The following is a 21292-nucleotide window of genomic DNA, read 5'->3' on the forward strand; positions in this document are numbered from 1 at the left end:
ATTGATTTTCCCGATATATGATCGGCTGCCGGACCACTCCGGGCCGGATCATCGGGAGAGCATCATGAAGCACTGGATCAGCCGTTGGTTGATAGGCGTTGCACTACTGCATACTGCGTTTGCGTTCGTCGTCATGGGACCGCCTATGCTGGAAATGCTGCGTGGCGGCCTGTTTAACACAGTCAAGAACATGACCTTGGCCGCGACCACCTGGTTCTTCCTGTTCGGCCTCTTGCTGGCGCTGATGGCGGTGCTGCTGCATGCGCTCGAGAAAGCCGGCGTGGCGCTGCCCAAGTCGTTCGGTTGGGGCTTGCTCGGACTGGCCGCGCTGGGAGTGCTGCTGATGCCGGACTCGGGTTTCTGGCTGGTTTTCCCGCCCGCGTTCGCCATTCTACGGCGCAAGACCGAGGTAGACATGGCTGGCGGCGCCATGCAAAACATCGTTACCGGGCCGGGTGTGCCAAGATAATCGCATCGCACGGGAACTGTCGCGCGCGGCGCGGGTCTTATCTTGAACGCCGATTCGCGCCATGCGCTAGACTACGCGCTTCCTATTCATGAAGACTCCGCATGGACGATTTGTTCAAGACCGAACCTGCCGCGCCCCTCGCTGAAGCGCTGCGTCCGGCAACGATTGACGAGGTCATCGGCCAGAGCCATTTGCTGGGCGAGGGCAAGCCCCTGCGCCTGGTGTTCAGGTCGGGCAAGCCGCATTCGATGATTTTATGGGGCCCGCCCGGGGTCGGCAAGACCACCCTGGCGCGCCTGACGGCCAACGCCTTCGGCTGCGAATTCATCGCCCTGTCGGCCGTGCTGTCTGGCGTGAAAGATATCCGCGCCGCCATCGAGCAGGCCGAGCATCACCTGGCCACCGGCAAGCACACCATCCTGTTCATCGACGAGATTCACCGCTTCAACAAGTCGCAGCAGGATGCCTTGCTGCCTTTTGTCGAGTCCGGCCTGGTGACGCTGATCGGCGCCACCACCGAAAACCCCTCGTTCGAGGTCAATTCGGCGCTGCTCTCGCGCGCCCAGGTGTACGTGCTCAAGGCCCTGACCGACGCCGAACTGCTGCAGTTGCTCAAGCGCGCCCAGGACAAGGTGCTGGGCCACCTGACGTTCGACGAGGTCGCCATCGCCACCCTGATCGGCTATGCCGATGGCGATGCGCGCCGCTTCCTCAACCTGCTCGAACAGACCAAGACCTCGGCCGAAACGTCGGGCCTGACGCACATCACCGGCGAGTTCGTCGACAATGCGCTCACGCTCAACTCGCGCCGCTTCGACAAGGGCGGCGACAATTTCTACGACCAGATTTCGGCGCTGCATAAATCGGTGCGCGGCTCGCACCCGGACGCGGCGCTGTACTGGCTGTGCCGCATGCTCGACGGCGGCGCCGATCCGCAATACCTGCTGCGCCGCATCGTGCGCATGGCGTGGGAAGACATCGGCATTGCCGACCCGCGCGCGATCCAGATCGCCAACGATGCCGCCGCCACCTACGAACGGCTGGGCTCGCCGGAGGGCGAACTGGCGCTCGGCCAGGCCGTCATTTACCTGGCCATCGCGGCCAAGAGCAACGCCGGCTACAACGCCTACAACCGGGCGGTGGCGTTCGTCAAAAAGGACAAGTCGCGCGAGGTGCCGGTGCATCTGCGCAATGCACCCACCAAGCTGATGAAGGAGCTCGGCTACGGCCACGAGTACCGCTACGCGCATGACGAACCGAATGCGTACGCAGCCGGCGAAACCTATCTGCCCGACGGCATGGTCGAGCCGCGCTGGTACGAGCCGGTGCCGCGCGGGATCGAAGCGAAGATCGCCGAAAAACTCGCGTGGCTGCGCGGGCTCGACGCCGACGCCGGCGACTGAGGACGGCGAAGGGCCCGCAACGGCGGGCCTTCTTGCATCCGCTTACAGGCCGTCGCGAATTCGTGCCTCCTGTCCCGGCTTTCCGGCACTTCATCGCAAGCCGCTGGAAGGGCAGGGGGCGAGTGGGTAAAGTCACACCATACCAACTCGCCTGACCCACCGGAGAAGATGATGAAAGTCCGCAAAAACCTCGAAGCCGTTTTCCTTGCCGCCAGCGTCATGGTTACGTTTGCCGCCTACGCCACGGCCGACGTTCCGGTGCGCGCTAATGCCGCGCCGGCCAGCGCCTCGGCAGTGGCCGACAGCAACATGACCGTGGTCGTGGTCAGCGCCAAGCGCCTGAGCGCCGCCGAGAAAGTCGCACAACAGTAATCAAGCGGCGGCGTCAATTTACTGATGCCAAATTTGCATTTTTGCACTATGATAAAAGTCTTATCATAGGAGTCATTAATGCAAACAGTCATGAAATTTTCGCAACGTTCCCTGTTGTGGATGCTGGGCGGCCTGCTGGCCCTTGCGATCGCCGGTTGCAGTTCCGAGCCTAAAGAGCGCGCGGCCTTCATCACCTTCCTGCAAACGCGCATTGTCGACAAGCCCGGCGTGCACTTGCCCAAGCTGACCCCGGACGAGGAAAAATCCTTCGGCGAGTACAGCAAGCATTTTGCCGTCATCACCGATTACAACAAGGCGCTCGATGCCAAGGTCCAGAAGCCCTTGCGCGACATCACCGGCATGCGCATGCCGCGCACCATGGCCGACCTGCCGGCGTGGCGCGCCAATATGGTTACCCTGCGCAAGACCAGCGTGCAAATGCGTAACACTATCGATACCGAGCAAGCCGCCGCCGGCGTCAAGCGCGTGGCGCTCAAGCAGCCCGACGACCTGAAAACCGTCTACGACAACGCCTATGCGCGTACGGTCTCGGATCCGGGCAATGGCATCAAGGACATGCTGGTGGCGCTGGAGGGCATGATCGACAGCGCGGAAAAACTGACCGCGTTCCTGGATCTGCATAAGGACAAGATCAGGCTCAACGGCGCCGTTGCCGAAGTCGACGATCAAAAAGTGCTCGATGAAATGAATGTGCTGATGAAGGAACTGAACGCCGGCAACGAGAAGGTGGCGGCGTCGCAGCGCAAGCTCAACGCCCTGGTCTCCGGTAAGTAAGCCCTTGCGCGGTCCCCGGGCACGGCGCCGACAAGGTGCCATTGTGCAGGGAATCGGTTAAACTGTTCATTGAACAACCGGCCAGTGCGCGTTGTGCAGGCCTGGGCCTGCCGCCTGGCCGCCTCATCAAGTGCATCGCCTTGATTTGAGCGTTGTGAAACCGGCTTCGTCACGAAGCTTTTATTTTGCTTGAGCCGCGCGCGGGAACATCCGCCCGCGCGGCTCTCAGGGACCAGCGATGCCGGCGACGGCATCGCTCCGCCCTCCACATACCGGCACTTCCGACAATGATAGACATTCAACTTCTCCGTAAAGATATCGACAACGTCGCCGCCCGCCTGGCGACGCGCAAGTTCCAGCTCGACGTGGCCGGCTTCACCGCACTCGAAGCCGAACGCAAGGCGATCCAAACGCGTACCGAAGACTTGCAAAGCAAGCGCAACTCGCTGTCGAAGCAGATCGGCATGCTCAAGGGCAAGGGCGAAGATACCTCGGCCGTGATGGCGGACGTCGCCGGCCTGGGCGACGAGCTCAAGGCCAACGAAATCGCGCTCGGCGAAGTGCAGGCCAAGCTGGCCGTGTTCATGGAAGCGGTGCCGAATCTGCCGCATGCGTCCGTTCCGGTCGGCGAGGACGAAGCCGGCAACGTCGAAGTGCGCAAGGTCGGCACGCCGCCCGTGTTCGACTTCGAGGTGCGCGACCACGTCGACGTCGGCAGCGCACTCGGTCTCGATCTGGTGACGGCCGTGAAACTGACCGGCTCGCGCTTTTCGGTGATGAAGGGCGGCATCGCGCGCCTGCACCGCGCGCTGGCCCAGTACATGCTCGACACCCACACCGGCGAGCACGGCTACACCGAATGCTATACCCCGTACCTGGTCAACGCCGATTCGCTGCGCGGCACCGGCCAGTTGCCGAAGTTCGAAGCCGACCTGTTCTCGGTCAAAAAGGGCGGCGCGGAAGGCGAGGGCGAAACCTTCTACCTGATCCCGACCTCGGAAGTATCGCTGACCAACACCGTGCGCGACGAGATCGTCGCCATCGACACCTTGCCGATCAAGATGACGGCGCACACGCCATGCTTCCGTTCGGAAGCGGGCAGTGCCGGGCGCGACACGCGCGGCATGATCCGCCAGCACCAGTTCGACAAGGTTGAACTGGTGCAGGTGGTCCATCCCGACACCTCCTACGACGTGCTGGAAGACATGGTCGGCCACGCCGAAGTCATTCTCAAAGGCCTGGGCCTGCCGTACCGCGTGATGTCGCTGTGCACCGGCGACATGGGTTTTGGCGCGACCAAGACCTACGATCTGGAAGTGTGGCTGCCGGCGCAGAACACCTACCGCGAGATTTCGTCACTGTCGAACTGCGAAGCGTTCCAGGCGCGCCGCATGCAGGCACGCTTCCGCAACGCGGCCGGCAAGCCGGAACTGCTGCACACGCTCAACGGTTCCGGCCTGGCCGTGGGCCGCACCCTGGTGGCGGTGCTGGAAAATTACCAGCAGGCCGACGGCAGCGTGACCGTTCCCGAGGTCCTGCGGCCGTACATGGGCGGCTTGGCCGCGTTGAAGCCCTGAAAATAGGGCTTCCCTTTTTTTGGGAGGGGGGCTATAATTTTGCCTTCTCGCAGCAATGTGAGAAAGGAGAGGTGGCAGAGTGGTCGAATGTACTTGACTCGAAATCAAGCGATGGGGCGACCCATCCGTGGGTTCGAATCCCACCCTCTCCGCCATGAATAAAGAAGGAATCCCCTACTGCCAGGGGATTTTTTTTGCAGTAAGTTGGAGAGGTGGCAGAGTGGTCGAATGTACTTGACTCGAAATCAAGCGATGGGGCGACCCATCCGTGGGTTCGAATCCCACCCTCTCCGCCAGTATCAGGAAAAACAGCTCCCCAACGGGAGCTTTTTTTTCGTCCGTCGCCGGCTGGCGGCGCGCTTTTGTCCGTGTGCATTCGCATACGGGCTCCATTCGTTTCACAATGTGGCTAATGCCAATTTGTTCAATCGGGTCCCACTGCCTGACGAAACGTGCCTCTGCATGAGGCACCCCAGCAAGCAAACTAGCTCATTCCAGAGCATAACAAATCGACTTGTGCGTAATGTCGAGGTGGCGGAGCGTGTGCGTTCTGACTGACCAATCCACCAGATAACGTGTTATCTTAAAGTTATCGTTGACAATAATAGCATCCTGCCGCAGTATCGGGATTGCCCACCTGATGGAGATTTTTTTGAAATATGTTCTCACATTGTTAGTTGCGTATTCATTCGCATTGCCTTGTTTGGCGCAGACACCAAAAGATATTACTCGCCTTACAGGGCAGCAACTTGTTGATCTGCTCGCCGTACCATCTGGAACGCTGAATACCGCCCAGTTGAGTCCACGAGAACAGCACAATCATCGCATCGCGGACGCTTATATTGACGGTGTGCTCGACGCCACTACTGGAATTGGTTGGTGTCCGAACAAGCGATATAAGCCTGATACGATCGAAGAAAAGGTGATTTGGGGCCTTCGAAAACTTTCTGCAGAATCTCTTCAGCGCGCAGCTGCGCCACTCATTCTTGAGATCCTGCGCCCGTTGCTACCTTGCCCTGAAAAAGAATAGACGACAACGATGATAAAAATTTCATTTGCAATGCTGCGTGCTAATTATCCGGCTAAAACGCATGTGTCGAAGGACGAGCTGTATGGGTCCATTGGGCACGAAAAACTGGCGAAAGACTTTAATTGGGACAACACTTGCGCGGTCCGGGTTAGCCTTGCGTTGATCGCATCAGGCGTTCGTGTTCCGGGGCACATGAGAGTCAACGCCGGCCGCTATAAGGGACGACTATTCCAGCCGGGCCAGGCTAAGTTGTCAGATTTTCTTGCAAGACCCACAGTGTTGGGCAAGCCAGAGATATACACTACCAGCGTCTCCGCCCTGATGGCAGTTCGTGGCCGGACCGGAATAATCTCGTTCTTCGGACTGCTTGGAGGCACCGACACCCAGGGACACATTGATATCGTTTTCCCCGGCGGTGATTACGCAGATCCGACTTGCGGAAATTCGTGCTACTGGTCCTCGAATACGGTCTGGTTCTGGCCTATTAAATAGCTGCGGAGCAAATCTTCTAAGGAAGCGCTGATCTATTCCACCACTGACGCCCCTGACGGGGGCGACGACCTGAACAATATTGAGGTAGCTACCTGCCTCGCCACCGATCGTTCAAAAGAGTTTTTCTGACCTCGAATACGCTGCCAAGAGGAAGCTGACACGGCACGACCGTTTTCTCGCGAAGATCGACAGCGTAACGCCATGGGACAAGCTGTACGAGCTGATTGAGCCGTTCTATGCAACGGTGGTGGGCGCAGCTCGTCCACCGATCGGAATGGCGCGCATGTTGCGTGTGTATGTGGCCCAGCAGCACTTCTGTTGTCTGACGAAGGCACCGAAGATGCGATCTATGACAGCCAGTCCATTCTTGCTTTTGTCGGTATCGGGGCCTGAAAATCGCATCGACTCCGCAATCTACAGGATCGTCGGTGCAGCACCAGTTCAAACGTCATGCTGTTCTGCCTTATCATCGAAAAAAGCTTCCCGCTGGGACTTTTGTCCGCGCAGCCAAAGACATACCCAGCGCGGTGCTTCGCTTGTTCGACTACGCCTGAGCGATTCCCTTGTTCGCGATGCATCCTATGCTCAATTTCCCATGCGCGCCCCTCCATTTCACGCGCTCGATTTCCTCATGACGCACGCTAACAAGCAAACTACCGGCTTCAGTGCACTAGTGCCGTGGGATGGAAATTATACGGCTGTCACGAATGCAAAACACAGCGCTGACGCTTCATCGGAAGGTGCTCTCCGCATACACCCGAACTAGCCGTTGAAGTAGCGTTTGCGCCGTCCTGTGAGTTTTTACGGACGCGGCATGCGGCTTGGCTCATGATGCCGGATCGGCAATAGCCGGATCACTACAATGTTCCTTTGATAATACGCAAGGAACCCGATCCGCGATGAAAACCGTGCTGCTGTTAATTGCGCTGCTCTGTGCCACGCTGGCCCGCGCCGAAGCGCCGGTGAATCAATGGCTGGTGGCCGCAGTAGCGAAAGAAATGGGTAAACCGGCGTCCGAGATCAGGAAAAGCGTCGCCGCAAAGACGTGCGAAGGGCGGATCAACCCGATCGAGGAGTGCATGTCGGTCAAACTGGCCGCGGGCGAAATCAGGATGCGCAGCCAGTATGCGCGTGCGCATAAGCGCCTGCCGGATGCGCGCGACCGCGACAGGCTGGCCAGGGCGCAGCAGGCGTGGATTATCTTCCGGGGCGCCAGCTGCGACTACGAGGCGGGGACAATGGAAGACGGCCGTTCAAGCAGCGTGGAAGAAAGCGCCTGCAAGTCGTCCATGACCGAAGCGCGCATCACGACCTTGCGCGCCTATGCCGAATGCGGGAGCGACGATTGCTGATACACGGCGTTGTATACTTGCACAAATGAATTATCCAATGAATCAATCAGGAGTAGACCATGCGTAAATTAGCCACCGTTCGCAAGGTCATCGATATCGCGCCGATTCCCGGCGCCGATGCGATCGAATGCGTGACGGTCGACGGCTGGAAGGTCGTATCAAAGAAGGGTGAATACCAGATCGGCGGCAACGCCCTGTATCTCGAAGTCGATTCGTGGGTGCCGGAAGCGCTGGCGCCTTTCCTGTGCAAGGACAAGCGCGAGTTCAATGGCGTGTCCGGCGCGCGCCTGCGCACCATTAAGCTGCGCGGCCAGATCAGCCAGGGCCTGCTGCTGCCCGTGCCGGAAGGCGCCAGCGAGGGCGACGACCTGACCGGGATGCTGGGCATCCAGAAGTACGAGGCGCCCATTCCCGCCGATCTGCAAGGGATCATGAAAGGGCCGTTTCCTTCATTCGTGCGCAAGACCAATCAGGAGCGCATCCAGAATCTCGTGGCCGAGCTCGAGGAATGGGTGGACGCGGGCCTGGAGTGGGAGGTAACGGAAAAGCTCGACGGCTCCAGCCTGACCGCCTATCTTTTCCAGGGTGAGTTTGGCGTTTGCAGCCGCAATCTGGATCTGCTGGAAACCGCAGGCAACTCCTACTGGAAGCTTGCACGCGACCACAAGCTGGAACAGTTGCTGCGCGCTAGCGGGCGCAATCTGGCTGTGCAAGGAGAGCTGATCGGGCCTAACGTCCAAGGCAATCCGTATGGCGTCGGTGCGCCCCAGCTGCATGTGTTCGACGTCTATGATATCGACCAAGGCCGCTACCTGACGTCCCCTGAACGGATGGCGCTCCTCGACGGTGCCGGCCTCCTGCATTGCCCCGTGCTGGGCACGCAAAATCTGGCGGGCGCGAGCGTTGCATCGCTGCTGGCCAGCGCCGAAGCCAAAAGCGCGCTCAAGGCCGGCACCGAGCGCGAAGGCCTGGTTTTCAAATGCCTGAGCGCGGATGTGAGCTTCAAAGTCATCAGCAATAAGTTTTTGCTCGGCGAGAAGGCGATTTAACCCCGTTTGCATGACTCGTCCGTTTCATTGCGTACCGATGTACATTCAACGAAACGGACCCGACCATGAAACCAGACCGCCCGCCGTACCAGCCGATTGCCCTGCACCTTGTCGAGATTCCCGTGCCGTGCACGGCGTCGTGGGAGGACATGACGGGCGACGTCCGCGTCCGCCACTGCGAGGGGTGCAACAAGAACGTTTTCAATCTGTCCGCGATGCCTGCCGTAGAAGGGGCGGCGTTGATTGCGGAAAACCTCAACGGCGAGCTGTGCGTGCGGATGGAGAAGCGCCACGACGGCAGCGTCGTCTCCAGCGATGGCGCCGACAGCGAGCGCGCCACGGCGCGCCAGCCGTGGCGCAGGCTGCCAGGCCTTGCCGGCGTGGCGGTGCTGGCCTTGTCCGCCGCAGGCTGCTCCACCGGCGACGTCCAGCCCGTAGCGTCGACCACCGCCGGTGCGACTGCAATTTCCGAGCCGCCCACGACGGTGCTGATGGGTGCGCCGCCCGCGAGCGAGCCGCCTGCCGCAGTCGTCGCGCCCGCGCCGGCCAAGGGCGGGCGGCAGTGCGAAGAAGGTGCCCGGTTACAGCAGTTGATCGGCAAGCCGATGACGGGACACTCGATGCCGCATGTCTTGGTCGATCGTAAAGGCATCTGCACGCGCTGAGCGCCTACCGCACCGACTGCTGCAGCCGCGCGATCAACGCATGCAGCAGTTCGAACGATAAAATCGAACTCGGATGAATCTTGTGAAACACCTTGCCATCGACATCGAGAATGCTCGATTTCTCGGTCCATAAATTGGTCTTGATATCGGCGATGCGGGCGATGTCGATGCTTTTTTGCCCGATCTGCAACTGGTCCGCGCTCAGGATCATGTCGAAGGTCGGGAACTCCATATTGCGCGTGGCGACCATGCTTTTCGATTGCGCCACGCTGTCCTCGAAATACCGGAACACCACCGGTTTTCCGGCGCGCAGCTGCTGGTACAAGGCCTCGCCGCGGTGCTCGATCTGCAGGCTGCTCAAGCGTTCGCTCAATTCGGCAAAGCGGTGAATGCGGCTGCCGATGAAGGTCCAAGGCGCACCCGGCGCGGCGCGATAGCCAATGCCGCCGTAAAAGAAGCGGTACAGGTCTTCCAGGTCGCGGTACAGGATGGTATTTTCGCCGGCGCGAATGCCGTTCTCGAGCAGATGAAATGTCGGCTGCGAGGCCGCCAGGCGCCAGAAGATAATGGCGATCGCGGCGCCCAGCGCCAGCGAGCCGAATCCCACCGTGTACAGTAACGACACAGGGCCGGTGAAACGGAAATCGGGGCCGATTTGGGTGGTCAGCCACAGCACGAACAAGCCGACCCCGGCGAACAGCGCCGCCATGAACCAGCCGACGAACAGAAACGAGCGGCTTTTGCCGTACGTGGCAATCAATTTTCCCAGCGCTTGCGCGCCGCTTGCGGAACCTGTCGATTTTTCAGTGGAGATCATCGCTCGCTTTCATCATGAATGGGGACGGCGCCTGTCTCGCGCGCAGCTTGGCAAGATTGGAAACTTGGCAACCGATTCTATCAAACTCAGGCGACTGCGCCGCACCGGAAGCATGGCATTAACTATTGCAATATCGCGCTGGCGTCCCATCTACGACGGGTACAGGCATGCTTGAATGCATGCTTGGTTGCAACAATCACTTGATGAACGAGGACGCACACATGAAAACAGAACAAGCAATCCTGGCCGGCGGATGTTTTTGGGGCATGCAAGACCTGATCCGCAAGATGCCTGGCGTCAAATCGACACGGGTCGGTTACTCGGGCGGCGACGTGCCGAACGCCACCTACCGCAACCACGGCACCCATGCGGAAGCGATCGAGATTACCTTCGATCCCGAGGTAATGAGCTATCGTAAGTTGCTGGAATTTTTCTTTCAGATCCACGATCCGTCCACGCCGAACCGCCAGGGCAACGATACCGGCATGAGCTACCGCTCCGCCATCTACTATGCCAGCGAGGAGCAAAAGGCGACCGCGCTCGACACCATCGCCGATGTCGACGCATCCGGCATGTGGCCCGGCAAAGTGGTGACCGAGCTGGCGCCGGCCGGTCCGTTCTGGAATGCCGAGCCGGAACACCAGGATTACCTGGAGCGTAACCCGGGCGGTTACACCTGCCACTTCGTGCGCAAGGACTGGCGCCTGCCGCAGCGCGACAAGAGCGCGGGCTAAGCTTTTCCCACAGTTCGCAACTGCCTGCGCCCCGGCCGCATCTGCGCTTACTTCAAAACAACCGCAATATCGACCACTACCGCGCTGCCCGAGCCGATCACCGAGTTCGCCGGCGTGGCCGTGCCATTGAAGGGCAGCGCCGTGCCGGTCGCAACGTCAACCCGGTACAGCGTGGCCGGCCCCGTGCCCGCGCTGCGCAAGGCGGCCAGCACCAGGCCGTTGGCGCCGCCGGCGATATCCATGCTGCCGTCCCCCATCACATCCATGCCCAACGCGCCGATATTGGTCAGCGTGCCGTCGTTGGGCGGATTGACCAGCGCCAGGTTGTCGCTGGCTGTATCGAGCACGAACAGCATGGTCGCCGTGGTGCCGGCAAAACTGTTGGTGTAGGCGCCGGCCGTGACCACCGGTGCGGCCCCGGCGCGGTTGATGGCGCCGTCGGTCGTGGTCGCGCCCGTGTCGACATTGATGCGCAGGCTCTGGCCGCTGTTGCCGATCACGCGCAGGCGGTCCGCCAGCGGGTTGAAATCGACAGCGAATGCGGTGCCGGCGATCGCGCTGAACGGCAGCGTGAGATCGGCCGCGTCGGCAACCAGGGTCGCCTTGACCGTCGCCACACCGGTTTTGGCATCGATGGTGACGATGCGGGCGCTTGAAGTAATTCCGTACAGCAAGCCATCCTTGGGCCGGATATCGAAGCCGAGCAGTTTTTCGCCGCTGTTCATGCCCGTGATGGCGACATCGGTATCGAACATGGCAGGGGTTTGCGGCTTGAACGACACCAGGCGGGCGCCATCGGTCAGGCCCAGCACCACCGGCGCGGCCGGCGAGCGCACGGCCAGGCCCTTGACGGCATCGCTCAGGTCGAGCGCGGCGACCAGGGTGGCCGGGTTGGCGCTGGCGGCCAGGTTGATCGCATACAGGCCAGCCTTGCCGCCCACGGTCAGGACCGCCAGGCCGCGGTTGTTGCGGGCGTCGATGTCGAAGCCGCCCACCGCGCTGGCCGTCACGCCCAGCGCCAGCGGCACGCTCAGGGTGCCGTTGTTGGGCGGGTTCTGGGTGTACAGGGTACTGCCGGCGGCGTCGATCACGAACAGGGTGGTGGCGCTGGTGCCGGCAAACGAGTTGGTGTAGGCGGCCGCAGTGATTTTCGCCGCTGCCGGGCCGCCGTTGATAATGCCGTCGGTGGTGGTCGCACCCGACTCGACGTTGATGCGCAGGTTCTGGCCGCTGTCGCTGACCACGCGCAGACGGTCGGCGGCGGGGTTGAAGTCGACCGCGTAGTCGGCCCCGGCCAGGGCCGTGAACGGCGCGCTGGTGTCGGCCGCGTCCGCCGCCAGGATCGAACGCATGCTCGCCGCGCCCGTGTTCGGATTAATCGTGTAAATGCGTCCGCTGCTGCCCACGCCGTACAACAGGCCGTCCAGCGGGCGGAAATCGATGCCGAGCAGGGTTTCGGACGCTTGCAGGCCGGACAGCGCCACATTCGTGCGCACGGTGTTGTCGGCGTTGAGCGAGACGATGCGCCCGGCCGCGGTCAGCATGACCGTGTCGCCTGCTTCGACCACCGGTTGCACCACCGGCGGCAGCGGGGCAGGGGTGTCGTTGTCGTCGCTGCCGCAGGCGGCCAGGGTCATGGCGATGGCGGAAGCAAGCAGGAGTTTGGTAAATGGGATGTTGTGCATGGTGGCCTCGTTTTTTATGAAAAATCACCCGGATTGCGGGAGCGCACCACCAGATACGCGTCAACGTGCTGATCGGATTCAAATTTCTTCAGTTGTTTAACCCCGCCGTCGCGCTTGCGCCGTTTCATGGTCAGCCATGCCCCGCAGTCTTGCGTGGGTATTAACTTACTGACAAGATGTGGATTGCGATATGCCAAAATTTAACAACGACGCCAATGTGATTGCCTTGCATCGCATCACGATCGCCTCGCCCTGCAGCGCCTCGTGGGACGCCATGCAGGGGGACGAGCGCGTGCGCCACTGCGGCGACTGCGACAAGCATGTCTTCAACCTGTCGGCGATGCCCGAAGCGGAAGCGGCAAGGCTGGTGGCCGCGCACAGCGCGGACGGCATGTGCGTGCGCTTTTACCGGCGCGCCGATGGCACCGTGATGACCAGCGATTGCGGCGCGCCGTCGGCCGCCTCGCGTCCCGCATGGCATGCGCTGCCCGGCCTGGCCACGGCGGCGCTGCTGGCCATGTCGCTGGCCGCCTGTACGGCGCGCGCACCGGCGCCCGAGGATATGCTGGTCGGTGTGCTATTCCCAGGCTCCATGCCCGGCAGCCAGGGGGATGCCAAGCCGGAAACACCGCCGCCGATGCTCATGGGCGAGATACCGGGGCCGGCGGTGCCGGCGCCGGACCCGCGCGGCGCGCAGGAATAGCCGCACCCGGCCCGGGGGCATCAGCCTGGCGTGCTGCCGTTTTTGCGGCGGCGCAAGGCGCGCCAGAGTGGCAGGCCGCCCAGGACGCCCAGCAGCAGCAGCGGCCAGACGCCGGCCAGCGCCAGCAGCAGTTCCAGCGCGCCGTCCCAGCCGCGCGCCAGTTTATCCTGCAGGCGGCTGGCAAAACCCGGCTGCAACTGTTCAAACAGGCTGTCCACATCGGCCAGCTCGCTGCGCAGCATGCGCGACGGCTGGCTCAGCGTCAGCTCGATGGTGCTGAACGCCACCTGATCGTCGGACTCCTTTTTAGCGAGCAGGGCGGCATCGCGCGCGGCCTTGGCCTCGCCGCGCAGGGCGATGACATCGGCGCGCTGCGCCAGCTTGCCGCCATCCTTGAGCGTGTCGCCCAGTTCCGCCTGGGTTTCCTGGCCGCGCATCGCTTCGAGCGACTGGCGCAGCAGGTCGAACTGGGCATCGTGCGCGGAGAATTTGCGCTCGTTCAGGAATACCACGTGTCCGGCGATCGCGCGCAGGAATTCCTGGGTTCGGGCGCTGGGCACGCGCACCGTCAGCTGCCCCTGCACCTCATATTCCTTCAGTTCGATCAGTTTGCCCTTGTCGACCGGCTGGCGCTCGATGCGCAAGGTGTTGCTGGTGATATCGTTTTTCACCACGAAACCGCCATGGCTGGCGACCGTGTCCTCGATGCCGAGCGCGGCGACATACACATCCTTGACGCGGAAGCTGGCTTTGGCGGTGCGGATGAACTTGCGTTCGCCATCGTTGTAGACAATCCCGCTGCCGGCCAGCTGCTGGGCGGCGCTGGCCGTGGTAACGCTCGGGGCGGGCGTGTCGGGCGTGTCGGGCGGGGCTGGCTTGGCCTCGTTGCTGCCCACCGGCATGTTGGTCGAGACCGCCTCCCTGGCTCGCGGGGCGGCAGGCGCAGCCTCCGCATGCAATTCCACGGCTTGCTCCACCGGGGCCTCGGCCTTTTTTGAACAGGCTGTCATCAGGGCCAGCAGGGTAATGCAGCCGGCAAGGCGCGCGGCGGAGGTGAGGGCAGTCATGTGATCCTTGGTGATTGTTTGAAACGGCGCAGGGCCGGCCAGGAGCGTGGCATCCTTGCGTCAGGTAAACGGGGGAGCGGACAAAAAGGGGTTAAACGCTGCGGCGGGCAATGCGGGCAATGCGGGCAAGGCGGGGCGCGTGGCGGCGCCCGCCGACAGGGCGATCAGGCGGCCTTGCGCGCGCCCGGCAGGCGTTGCAGGGCACGGGTTTGCAGCGTGCCATCGTGCTGGTCGCAGCGGGCGCGCAGCACGGCCAGGTCGACCAGGAAGGGCTGGCTGACGGCGTCGTCGAGCGTGCGCGTGTACCACGACGGGTCGAGCGGGTCGTTGCTCTGCGCGCGGACGCGCTCGTCGATGTCGGCCTGCAAACTGGCGCGGCAGCGGTACGGATCGAGGGCCACGCCGAAATGGCGCTGCATCATGTCGCGTACCTGGGCGCTCTCTTTGCGAACGACTTTTTTGTCGTAAATATAGGAGCCGATCGCGGCGGCGGCGGACAAGGCCATGATGAGTCCGCAGATTACCTTGCCCAACATGCCATCGACCGTCTCGAAAACGTCGAACGCGATCAGGGCGATCACGAACGCCAGCGGCATCCAGATGCGCAGGTAGGCGCACAGGATCGAGCGCCCATCCATGCTGGTCAGTTCGTACGAGGTGCCACTCTTGGCGTCGACGTAATGGCTGCTCATCGGGATCAGCGGCAGGTAATACAGGTGACCGAAAACGGTTTTTACCGTCGTCGTGCCGACTTTGTCGACCGCGCCATACGTACGTTTGCCCCAGATGATGAACATGTTTTTCCCGATAATTTAATGCAACTTTGTGTGCTGCGGACATACAGTATGACGCGCTTGGACTTATTGCTCAATCAACAAGCAGAGACTTGGTTAAGTTATGACGCTGGCCCATCGAATATTATGCAAAAATACAACATTTATGTGTAGTAAAGGCGTTTTAGCTGACACTGCCATAGTGCGGGGAGATTCCCAGTTTTCTAAATGTTGGCATTTCTGTCATGGCAGGTGCTATTCTTGCTTTGCGCTGGCATGTCACGCGCAATCACATCAGTACGCAATCGTACAAAAAGGAATCAGCAGAACATGCGTACCGTATCCGCCCTTGTATTCATGGCCTGTTTCACGGCGGCACTCGTCGCCATCGAAGCCACGGCGGCCCAACCGCCCGCAGTGGCAACACACGCCGTTGCAGCCCAAAAATGCGGTGAGTTTTCGCACACCGGCGGGCGCCAGTGCTTCCGCAAATTGCTTGCCGAGAGCACGGTATCGTTGAAGAAGGCCGAGGCCGATGCACTCGCCAAAATCGCTCAGTGGTTCGAAAACGACCGCTATAAAAATGTTGCCCGGACCAGGATGCGGGCCGCCGGCGCGTCCTTTGCGCGCTACCGCGCGGCCAGGTGCGCCTATCTCGCCGCGCTGCACGGCGACACCCGCGACATCAGCCGGCTTGCTTGCCTGGCTGACATGAATGCCGAACGCGTGCTGGAACTGACGCGCAATACGCACGATCTGCCTTCCGACTCGGAGCTCGAATAGTGCAAAATTTCATTACGCTGCGCCATGGCGCCGCTCATATCGCCCTGATGCTTCTGTGCGCGCTACTGCTTGTGCTGCCAGCGCGCGCCGCCGCGCCTGAGCGGTTCGACCCGTTCGACGACTGCGATTCCTATTCAATGGCGGACAAGCACGAGTGCATTGCCAAACTGGCCAAAAGCAGCGCGCTGGCGCTGGAGAAGGCCGAGGCAAAAGCGGCCGCCGCCATCGCCCGGCCGGATGGCAAGGCCAGAAACGTCAAGCAGGCCAGGGCCAGGCTCAAGGCATCGAGCGCGGCATTCTCCGCGTACCGCGTGGATCAATGCGCGTTCGCCATGGCCACCATCGGCGGCGGCGCCGGCGATGCGCGCGATACCACCCGGCTCACTTGCCTGGCCCGAAAAAACCTGCAACGCGCGCAGGAACTGGCGCGCGAGACGGACACTGTGTCAAGCGAATAAGCCACGCCGATGTGGCTGTTTTATATTGAATCTTGGTATTTCTGTCAATTCCGATAAAATGCGTGCAAGGGGTTGTTGTTTTGGTGATGTCTCAGAAGAAACTTCATGCATGACGAGGAGAAGGGGCGGCAAGGCCCGGGCAACTCGCCGGACAGCGCCGTTCTGGATTTCTGCAATTGCAACATCCAGACACCCGTAGTGTGGACGCCATCAACCGGCGTATCCTCAAACAAGGCTGTGCGAGCCTGGACCGGGCGCAGTGCGCCGGGAACCATGCCAATGGCCCAGATGGAGAACAGAAGATGCTTCGTGCCAACGAGCGCCTCAACCAGCGCCAAGGGAAAAAACACTATATCGGTGAATGCCAGGAGTTCACCTTTGCCGTCGAAGCGCGTTTTCGCGGCGTACCGGACCGCGACAAGCTGTTCGCGATGATGGACGATTTCATCGACATTGCGATCGAAGGCAATGGCCTGGTCTTCGGTGGCGGCTTGAGCGACGCCTTGCGTGGCTGGGTGTCGGCGGGCGCGGGATCGGCGCCCTTGGGCGAGGAACATCGGACCCTGATCAGCGATTGGCTGACGCGGCAAGCCTTGCTGGAAGATGTGCTTGTCAGCCCGTTGCAGGACGCTTGGGAAGAGCTCGGCTGATCGATGCGCGCTGGCGTGGAACGCGGGTGCGCAAGAGCGCGCCATGTGCACAACGTATTTGAACGAGAGGAAAGCGCAATGCGCTTCTTGACGACGTATTTGTTGATGGCGCTGGGCATGGCCCCGGTATGCCAGGCGGGCGAACGCGCCGCCGCGCCGGAGTCGGTCAAAACTGCCATGGAAACATGCGACCAATTCTCGCAGGCCGATATACGGGAGTGTCTCGGCATGCATGCGTGGAAAAGCGCCACCTTGCTGAAAAACGCGCAAGCCGGGGCGCTCGCGGCGCTCGGCAAATGGGATGAGGATGAGGGGTATGTCACGGCGGCGAGGGCGAGACTCAAGCAAGCCAACACGGCGTTCGCGCGTTACCGTGACGCGCAGTGCGGCTTTGCGACCTCGCTCGCCGGTGGCGCTGCCGGCAATTCACACGAGAGCAGCCGGCTCGCTTGCGTGGCCGACCTGAACACGCAGCGCGCGCAGAGATTGACGAGCGACGCCAAGTCGTTGCCGCCTCGCTAATCGGTGTGCGGGCAGGGCGCCTTGCGTGCCAGACCGGCCGACGTTGCGCGCGACGAATGCACTCGCTGAGCGGCCTCGTCAGTGCCCGAGGCCGCTCAGAGATCGACAATCACCAGGCTGCCATGGCTGCCCGCCAGCACGGCATGGCCGGTGCCGGCCTCGACCAGGTACATGCTTCCGGCCTCGACCGTTACAGCCGCCCCCGCCACTTCCAGCAGCATGCGCCCCGAGACGACCAGCAGCGCCTCGTTATAGTCGTGGGTTTCCTCGCCGTAGGCCAGCTCGTCCATCCTGAGCAGTTTTACGCGGGCTGGGCCGACCTGGCCCAGCACCTGGGATTGCCAGGCAGCCGGCAGTGCGCCGGCAAGGCCGGCCAAATCGAATAAAGGCAACAGCGGCTCCATTGAAGGTGATTCCATGCCCCTTGGGCATGGTCAGCGAAAATGCCAAAAAGGGATGTTGACGTGCTTTCCTGTCTGCACGCATTATAATATCGAATCTATAACATTTCTGTGGCAGGGCGATGGCGAAGGACATTTATTTTTTCGGCAAGGACGGCCGCTACGCCGCCTTGTCCAACTTCGCCGGCAGCGCATTTTCCCTTGACGGTCATGCGTGGCGCACGATGGAGCACTATTTCCAGGCGATGAAATTCGAAGGCAGCCCGCAGTTCGAGCGCATTCTCGGGTGCGGTTCGCCCAAGCAGGCCAAGGACCTCGGCCAGAGCCGCGCCACCCCGATCCGGCGCGACTGGGACGACGTGAAAGAAGACATCATGCTGCGCGGCCTGCGCCAGAAATTCCAGGACCCTGCGCTGCGCGCGCTGCTGCTCGGCACCGGCAAGAAGCGCCTCATCGAAGACTCGCCCTACGACAGTTACTGGGGCATCGGCCCGAACGGCAAAGGCAAGAACCGGCTGGGCGAATTGCTGATGCGGCTGCGCCAGGAACTGTCCACCAGCGCCTGAGAATGCCTCCCGGCATGCGGCGCCGTCTCTGTGCTGGCACAGGCGGCGCGCTGACACTGGCCAAACAAGGACTGCCTCGCCTCCCGTACGCTGGGTTCAGGTCCAGGACGCCAGCGCGCGTGCCTGCCTGTCCCTTGAACGTGTATGAGGAGAACCAAAATGGCACTGCAAGCAATGTGGGTCCCTGGCTACGTGGCCCAGGTCGAAATTCCCGGCAACACGCGTCTGCGCCTGGTCAATGGCATACCCTGGACCGATGTGACCGGCCTGCGGGTCGGCTGGGGCACCACCTTCCGCGGCGCGGCCAACCAGACCAACTGGTTTCACTTCGCCATTCCCACCCCGGTGATCACCGACGGCAAGCGGGTGACCCTGGACCGCGTGTTCGTCCTGTACAACGCCAGCCCCGGCGCCCGGGTGGAAGCTGCCCATATCTGGGACGGTCCCAACCGGATCCGCAATTATGATGGCTTGAACCTGACCGGCAACCATGGCGCCGGCATCGATGCCGCCAACACCTGGGCCGGTGGCGGCGGACCGGTATTCTGGGGCATTGGCGTCTCGATCCTGGTGCGCTTCACCAGCGAGGCCAACATCCATTTCACCACCGCCGGCGGCGACTTTACCTCGTAAGCGCCCTGGCCGGACCAAGGCTCAATAGAAATATTTGGTCGCCTTGGTCCATTTACTCGCCGGATAGTACTTGTGCGCCACCTCGTACGCCTCGCGAGAATAGCGCGCGCGCAACTGCTTCGCTTCGGGCACATCCGTGCCGTACGGGCATTCCATGCGCGTGGACGCCACCAGGAAGTGCAGCGCTTTGGGCGCTTCTTCATCGGCTGGTTTGGTGCGCGCCCATGCCAGCAGGGTAGGCGCGAGAAATTCCGTGCGCAGGGGCAGGCGCAGCAGCGCTTCCTGCTCCTTGGCGGCCGCCAGCGTTTGCTGCGCGCTTAAAAAGCGTGGGGCCGGCGCGCCGGTGCGCACCACCACCGGCCCATCGCCCCATTCTTGCCTGCAACCCCAGTAGCGCTTTTTCTCGTCCTTGTCGAACACGGCCGGCTGCAACTCCGGCGTGTTGACCAGGATTAGCGCGCCGGCCAGCTTGCGCTGTTCGCCGCTGGCCGCCTTGCGGTAGCGCTGGTACAGATGCGCGGTGCTCTTGCGCGGTTTGGCGAGCGCGTCGAGCAGGCTCAATGCGGTCTCTTCATCGCCCGCGATCAGGGCCCGCGCCAGCATGCTTTCTTCCAGCTGCGTTTTCGAGGCTGGCGGCAACAGCGGATGCTTGCGCAGCACGTTCAGTTCGGCCAGCGACAGGTGGCGCCAGACGGCCACGTCGAAATCGTCGTCGGTCGCGGTCAGGCTGGCCTGGCCCGGCGCGGCGTCGATCGGTTCGCCATGCTCGATCGGATCGATGCGGCGCGGCGCCGCTTTCAGGAAGCCGTCGAGCGTGCCGGCCGAGAGCATCTTGAGCGCCAGGAAACGGTTGCTGGTGGCGACCGACATCTGCTTGCCCTGGGTGGCCAGCAGACGGTCGATATCCTGGTCGGCGCGCTCGCCGTCGCGCTCGGCCAGCGCCAGGCGCGCCAGGTGGTATTGCAGGCTCTGGTACAAAGGATGCGTGGCCGGGACGGCGGACGCCGCCTTGCGCTCGGCCGCGCTCAGGTCGTTGCGGCGGGCGAGGGTCAGCAGCGGCGCCAGCCAGACCGGATCGGCCTGCTTGAGCCAGCTCTTGCGCAGGGTATCGAGCGCGGCCACCCGTTGCGCTTCCAGCAGCGGGCTGCGTTCGGAAGCCCATTCTTCCAGCACCGTGTCGGCCTGCATGCTGGCGATCCACGCCGTCATCGGTTCCTTCGCGGTCATGGTAATGCTGCGCGGCAGCTTGTCCATCAGCACCAGGTAGTCGCTCAGCATGCGTGCGGTATCGGGGCCGAACGGTTCCTTGTCGAGCGCGCGCGCCAGTGCCGCCAGGCGCGCGGCCGGATCGAGCCGCGCTTCCACCAGGGTGGTCATCTGCCGGGCCGGCGCCGACGTGTGGGCCAGCGCATCGAGTTCCTTCTTCGCTTGCGCCAGGGCCTCGACCCGCTCGCGCGCCGCCGGCCTCTCGTCCAGCGGGAAGTCGAGCGTGGCCTTGCGGATCAGGGTGCGCGCGGCAAGGTAGGGCGCCAGCGCGTGCCACGGCGACGCCGGTTCGCGCGCGATTTGCTGGAACCCGCTGCGCGCCTGGTCGAAGTTGCGCGCGTAAAAATGGGCGGCGGCGTTCTGGTAGGCATGGTCGTGGCGCAGCCAGTCGGGCGCGCCGGCCGGCGGCGGCGGCGGCAGCTTGACCACCCGTTTCGGCACCGGTTTGTCCCAGTCGTGCTGCGGTTCGGCGCAGTTGGCGAACACCGCATCCTGGCCTTGCAGCCACAGCTTGAACCAGGCGTCCGGCTTGCCGCCCGCTGCCAGCCCGGCGCGCGCGGCCATGGTCAGGCCGGCTTGCTTGAACGCATCCGGATGGCAGTTCAGATACGGGTCGCCGCGCGCGGCGACGCCGCTCACGTCGATCTCCATCGCGGCCGGCAGCGCCACTTGCGCCGCCAGCGGCGCGCGCGCAGCCAGCCAGCTGGCCGGGCCGGGACTGTCCATGCCGGCCTGGCTCCACTCGCTGGTCGGGCCCACATGCCAGGTATCGATGTTGAGCGCCGCCACCTGTTGTTTGGTGAGCGGCCGTGCGCGCGCCGCCTGGTAGGCCAGGTAGTGGTAGAGGCGCCAGTAGCTGCCCGGCACCACGCCCAGGTTACCGGCGGCGAACAGTGCGGCATTGGCGGGCTGGAATTCGGAAGCGAAGCGGCTGGTCTGGTACATATCGCCACCGCTGGCCGAGGCCGGCGTGGCGCAGGTCCACAACAGGGCGGAAGCGAGCAGGGAACAAGTGCGGGAAAGACGCATG

Annotated in this window: 24 protein-coding genes, 2 tRNA genes and 1 pseudogene; 21 read left to right on the forward strand and 6 right to left on the reverse strand. The window is 62.5% G+C overall.

The window, feature by feature from the left end:
- The first annotated feature begins 64 nt into the window (after positions 1-64).
- The 13 genes and pseudogenes from F1609_RS24975 to F1609_RS25030 all read left to right on the forward strand — a co-directional run bounded on the left by F1609_RS24975 (position 65) and on the right by F1609_RS25030 (position 9204).
- Positions 65-469 (forward strand): DUF6463 family protein, encoded by a 405-nt coding sequence (locus F1609_RS24975; protein ID WP_187363128.1) that lies wholly within the window; start codon positions 65-67, stop codon positions 467-469.
- Positions 470-570: 101 nt separating this feature from the next.
- On the forward strand, positions 571-1872 hold the full coding sequence (locus tag F1609_RS24980; protein WP_167079360.1) for a replication-associated recombination protein A: 1302 nt from the start codon (positions 571-573) through the stop codon (positions 1870-1872).
- Between the two features lie 171 nt (positions 1873-2043).
- A complete protein-coding gene (locus F1609_RS24985; protein WP_167079361.1) occupies positions 2044-2244 on the forward strand; it encodes a hypothetical protein in 201 nt (66 codons plus the stop codon).
- A gap of 90 nt (positions 2245-2334) precedes the next feature.
- Positions 2335-3039, forward strand: a complete 705-nt coding sequence (locus tag F1609_RS24990; protein ID WP_167079362.1) for a DUF3053 family protein — start codon at positions 2335-2337, stop codon at positions 3037-3039.
- Between the two features lie 287 nt (positions 3040-3326).
- Entirely contained in the window at positions 3327-4616 is a 1290-nt protein-coding gene (gene serS / locus F1609_RS24995; RefSeq protein WP_167079363.1) for a serine--tRNA ligase, read from the forward strand.
- Between the two features lie 65 nt (positions 4617-4681).
- Positions 4682-4771: transfer RNA gene (locus F1609_RS25000), tRNA-Ser, on the forward strand.
- Positions 4772-4822: 51 nt separating this feature from the next.
- A tRNA-Ser gene (locus tag F1609_RS25005) sits at positions 4823-4912 on the forward strand.
- Between the two features lie 356 nt (positions 4913-5268).
- Positions 5269-5646, forward strand: coding sequence for a Rap1a/Tai family immunity protein (locus F1609_RS25010; protein WP_167079364.1), 378 nt, complete (start codon positions 5269-5271; stop codon positions 5644-5646).
- A gap of 30 nt (positions 5647-5676) precedes the next feature.
- The gene (locus tag F1609_RS35420; protein ID WP_370661676.1) at positions 5677-6138 is read left to right on the forward strand and encodes a T6SS effector amidase Tae4 family protein; all 462 of its coding nucleotides are present in this window, start codon (positions 5677-5679) and stop codon (positions 6136-6138) included.
- A 106-nt stretch (positions 6139-6244) separates the two neighbouring features.
- Positions 6245-6522 (forward strand): annotated as a pseudogene (locus F1609_RS34115) (transposase); the annotation flags it as partial.
- A 515-nt stretch (positions 6523-7037) separates the two neighbouring features.
- The gene (locus F1609_RS25020; RefSeq protein ID WP_167079366.1) at positions 7038-7490 is read left to right on the forward strand and encodes a lysozyme inhibitor LprI family protein; all 453 of its coding nucleotides are present in this window, start codon (positions 7038-7040) and stop codon (positions 7488-7490) included.
- 59 nt (positions 7491-7549) lie between these two features.
- Positions 7550-8539: an RNA ligase (ATP) gene (locus tag F1609_RS25025; RefSeq protein WP_167079367.1), complete on the forward strand. Its 990-nt coding sequence runs from the start codon at positions 7550-7552 to the stop codon at positions 8537-8539.
- 65 nt (positions 8540-8604) lie between these two features.
- Positions 8605-9204 (forward strand): hypothetical protein, encoded by a 600-nt coding sequence (locus tag F1609_RS25030; protein ID WP_167079368.1) that lies wholly within the window; start codon positions 8605-8607, stop codon positions 9202-9204.
- Between the two features lie 4 nt (positions 9205-9208).
- On the opposite strand, the gene F1609_RS25035 is transcribed toward F1609_RS25030, so the two are convergent.
- Positions 9209-10021, reverse strand: coding sequence for a hypothetical protein (locus tag F1609_RS25035; RefSeq protein WP_167079369.1), 813 nt, complete (start codon positions 10019-10021; stop codon positions 9209-9211).
- A 221-nt stretch (positions 10022-10242) separates the two neighbouring features.
- Here F1609_RS25035 and msrA point away from each other — a divergent pair, with 221 nt between their 5' ends.
- A complete protein-coding gene (gene msrA, locus F1609_RS25040) occupies positions 10243-10755 on the forward strand; it encodes a peptide-methionine (S)-S-oxide reductase MsrA (protein WP_167079370.1) in 513 nt (170 codons plus the stop codon).
- Positions 10756-10802: 47 nt separating this feature from the next.
- Here the strand turns inward: msrA and F1609_RS25045 are convergent, their stop codons facing one another.
- Positions 10803-12440, reverse strand: coding sequence for a DUF4394 domain-containing protein (locus tag F1609_RS25045; RefSeq protein ID WP_167079371.1), 1638 nt, complete (start codon positions 12438-12440; stop codon positions 10803-10805).
- Positions 12441-12630: 190 nt separating this feature from the next.
- On the opposite strand from F1609_RS25045, the gene F1609_RS25050 reads away from it, so the two are divergent.
- Positions 12631-13143, forward strand: a complete 513-nt coding sequence (locus F1609_RS25050; RefSeq protein ID WP_167079372.1) for a hypothetical protein — start codon at positions 12631-12633, stop codon at positions 13141-13143.
- A 20-nt stretch (positions 13144-13163) separates the two neighbouring features.
- Here F1609_RS25050 and F1609_RS25055 read toward each other — a convergent pair whose 3' ends face one another.
- Both F1609_RS25055 and F1609_RS25060 read right to left on the reverse strand, forming a co-directional pair.
- Positions 13164-14210, reverse strand: coding sequence for a DUF4349 domain-containing protein (locus F1609_RS25055; RefSeq protein ID WP_167079373.1), 1047 nt, complete (start codon positions 14208-14210; stop codon positions 13164-13166).
- 164 nt (positions 14211-14374) lie between these two features.
- Positions 14375-15007, reverse strand: a complete 633-nt coding sequence (locus tag F1609_RS25060) for a hypothetical protein (protein ID WP_167079374.1) — start codon at positions 15005-15007, stop codon at positions 14375-14377.
- Positions 15008-15313: 306 nt separating this feature from the next.
- Here F1609_RS25060 and F1609_RS25065 point away from each other — a divergent pair, with 306 nt between their 5' ends.
- The 4 genes from F1609_RS25065 to F1609_RS25080 all read left to right on the forward strand — a co-directional run bounded on the left by F1609_RS25065 (position 15314) and on the right by F1609_RS25080 (position 17396).
- Positions 15314-15766, forward strand: a complete 453-nt coding sequence (locus F1609_RS25065) for a lysozyme inhibitor LprI family protein (protein ID WP_167079375.1) — start codon at positions 15314-15316, stop codon at positions 15764-15766.
- Positions 15766-16224 carry a lysozyme inhibitor LprI family protein gene (locus F1609_RS25070; protein WP_167079376.1) on the forward strand — a complete coding sequence of 153 codons (459 nt, stop codon included), beginning with the start codon at positions 15766-15768 and terminating at the stop codon, positions 16222-16224. Before F1609_RS25065 ends, F1609_RS25070 begins: the two co-directional genes overlap by 1 nt.
- Positions 16225-16424: 200 nt before the next feature.
- Complete coding sequence (locus F1609_RS25075; protein WP_167079377.1) at positions 16425-16874, forward strand: 50S ribosome-binding protein YggL; 450 nt, start codon at positions 16425-16427, stop codon at positions 16872-16874.
- A gap of 78 nt (positions 16875-16952) precedes the next feature.
- Positions 16953-17396, forward strand: a complete 444-nt coding sequence (locus F1609_RS25080) for a lysozyme inhibitor LprI family protein (protein WP_167079430.1) — start codon at positions 16953-16955, stop codon at positions 17394-17396.
- 95 nt (positions 17397-17491) lie between these two features.
- Here F1609_RS25080 and F1609_RS25085 read toward each other — a convergent pair whose 3' ends face one another.
- A complete protein-coding gene (locus F1609_RS25085; RefSeq protein ID WP_167079378.1) occupies positions 17492-17788 on the reverse strand; it encodes a cupin domain-containing protein in 297 nt (98 codons plus the stop codon).
- 131 nt (positions 17789-17919) lie between these two features.
- Between F1609_RS25085 and ybiA the strand changes: the two genes are divergently transcribed.
- Positions 17920-18363, forward strand: coding sequence for a riboflavin biosynthesis intermediates N-glycosidase (ybiA, locus tag F1609_RS25090; protein WP_167079379.1), 444 nt, complete (start codon positions 17920-17922; stop codon positions 18361-18363).
- Between the two features lie 159 nt (positions 18364-18522).
- The gene (locus tag F1609_RS25095) at positions 18523-18996 is read left to right on the forward strand and encodes a DUF6623 family protein (RefSeq protein ID WP_167079380.1); all 474 of its coding nucleotides are present in this window, start codon (positions 18523-18525) and stop codon (positions 18994-18996) included.
- Positions 18997-19017: 21 nt separating this feature from the next.
- Here F1609_RS25095 and F1609_RS25100 read toward each other — a convergent pair whose 3' ends face one another.
- Entirely contained in the window at positions 19018-21291 is a 2274-nt protein-coding gene (locus tag F1609_RS25100) for a hypothetical protein (RefSeq protein WP_167079381.1), read from the reverse strand.
- Between the last annotated feature and the right edge of the window lies 1 nt (position 21292).

It is taken from the genome of Massilia aquatica (genome assembly GCF_011682045.1).
GTDB lineage: Bacteria > Pseudomonadota > Gammaproteobacteria > Burkholderiales > Burkholderiaceae_D > Telluria_A > Telluria_A aquatica.

Coding starts and splice junctions, on each gene's coding strand:
- F1609_RS24980 (WP_167079360.1), top strand. CDS start 571: ATGGACGATTTGTTCAAGACCGAACCTGCCGCGCCCCTCGCTGAAGCG.
- F1609_RS35420 (WP_370661676.1), top strand. CDS start 5,677: ATGCTGCGTGCTAATTATCCGGCTAAAACGCATGTGTCGAAGGACGAG.
- F1609_RS25060 (WP_167079374.1), bottom strand. CDS start 15,007: ATGTTCATCATCTGGGGCAAACGTACGTATGGCGCGGTCGACAAAGTC.
- F1609_RS25030 (WP_167079368.1), top strand. CDS start 8,605: ATGAAACCAGACCGCCCGCCGTACCAGCCGATTGCCCTGCACCTTGTC.
- F1609_RS25020 (WP_167079366.1), top strand. CDS start 7,038: ATGAAAACCGTGCTGCTGTTAATTGCGCTGCTCTGTGCCACGCTGGCC.
- msrA (WP_167079370.1), top strand. CDS start 10,243: ATGAAAACAGAACAAGCAATCCTGGCCGGCGGATGTTTTTGGGGCATG.
- ybiA (WP_167079379.1), top strand. CDS start 17,920: ATGGCGAAGGACATTTATTTTTTCGGCAAGGACGGCCGCTACGCCGCC.
- F1609_RS25080 (WP_167079430.1), top strand. CDS start 16,953: ATGCGCTTCTTGACGACGTATTTGTTGATGGCGCTGGGCATGGCCCCG.
- F1609_RS25065 (WP_167079375.1), top strand. CDS start 15,314: ATGCGTACCGTATCCGCCCTTGTATTCATGGCCTGTTTCACGGCGGCA.
- F1609_RS24985 (WP_167079361.1), top strand. CDS start 2,044: ATGAAAGTCCGCAAAAACCTCGAAGCCGTTTTCCTTGCCGCCAGCGTC.
- F1609_RS25100 (WP_167079381.1), bottom strand. CDS start 21,291: ATGCGTCTTTCCCGCACTTGTTCCCTGCTCGCTTCCGCCCTGTTGTGG.
- F1609_RS25035 (WP_167079369.1), bottom strand. CDS start 10,021: ATGATCTCCACTGAAAAATCGACAGGTTCCGCAAGCGGCGCGCAAGCG.
- F1609_RS24975 (WP_187363128.1), top strand. CDS start 65: ATGAAGCACTGGATCAGCCGTTGGTTGATAGGCGTTGCACTACTGCAT.
- F1609_RS25055 (WP_167079373.1), bottom strand. CDS start 14,210: ATGACTGCCCTCACCTCCGCCGCGCGCCTTGCCGGCTGCATTACCCTG.
- F1609_RS25045 (WP_167079371.1), bottom strand. CDS start 12,440: ATGCACAACATCCCATTTACCAAACTCCTGCTTGCTTCCGCCATCGCC.
- F1609_RS25095 (WP_167079380.1), top strand. CDS start 18,523: ATGGCACTGCAAGCAATGTGGGTCCCTGGCTACGTGGCCCAGGTCGAA.
- F1609_RS25050 (WP_167079372.1), top strand. CDS start 12,631: ATGCCAAAATTTAACAACGACGCCAATGTGATTGCCTTGCATCGCATC.
- serS (WP_167079363.1), top strand. CDS start 3,327: ATGATAGACATTCAACTTCTCCGTAAAGATATCGACAACGTCGCCGCC.
- F1609_RS25025 (WP_167079367.1), top strand. CDS start 7,550: ATGCGTAAATTAGCCACCGTTCGCAAGGTCATCGATATCGCGCCGATT.
- F1609_RS24990 (WP_167079362.1), top strand. CDS start 2,335: ATGAAATTTTCGCAACGTTCCCTGTTGTGGATGCTGGGCGGCCTGCTG.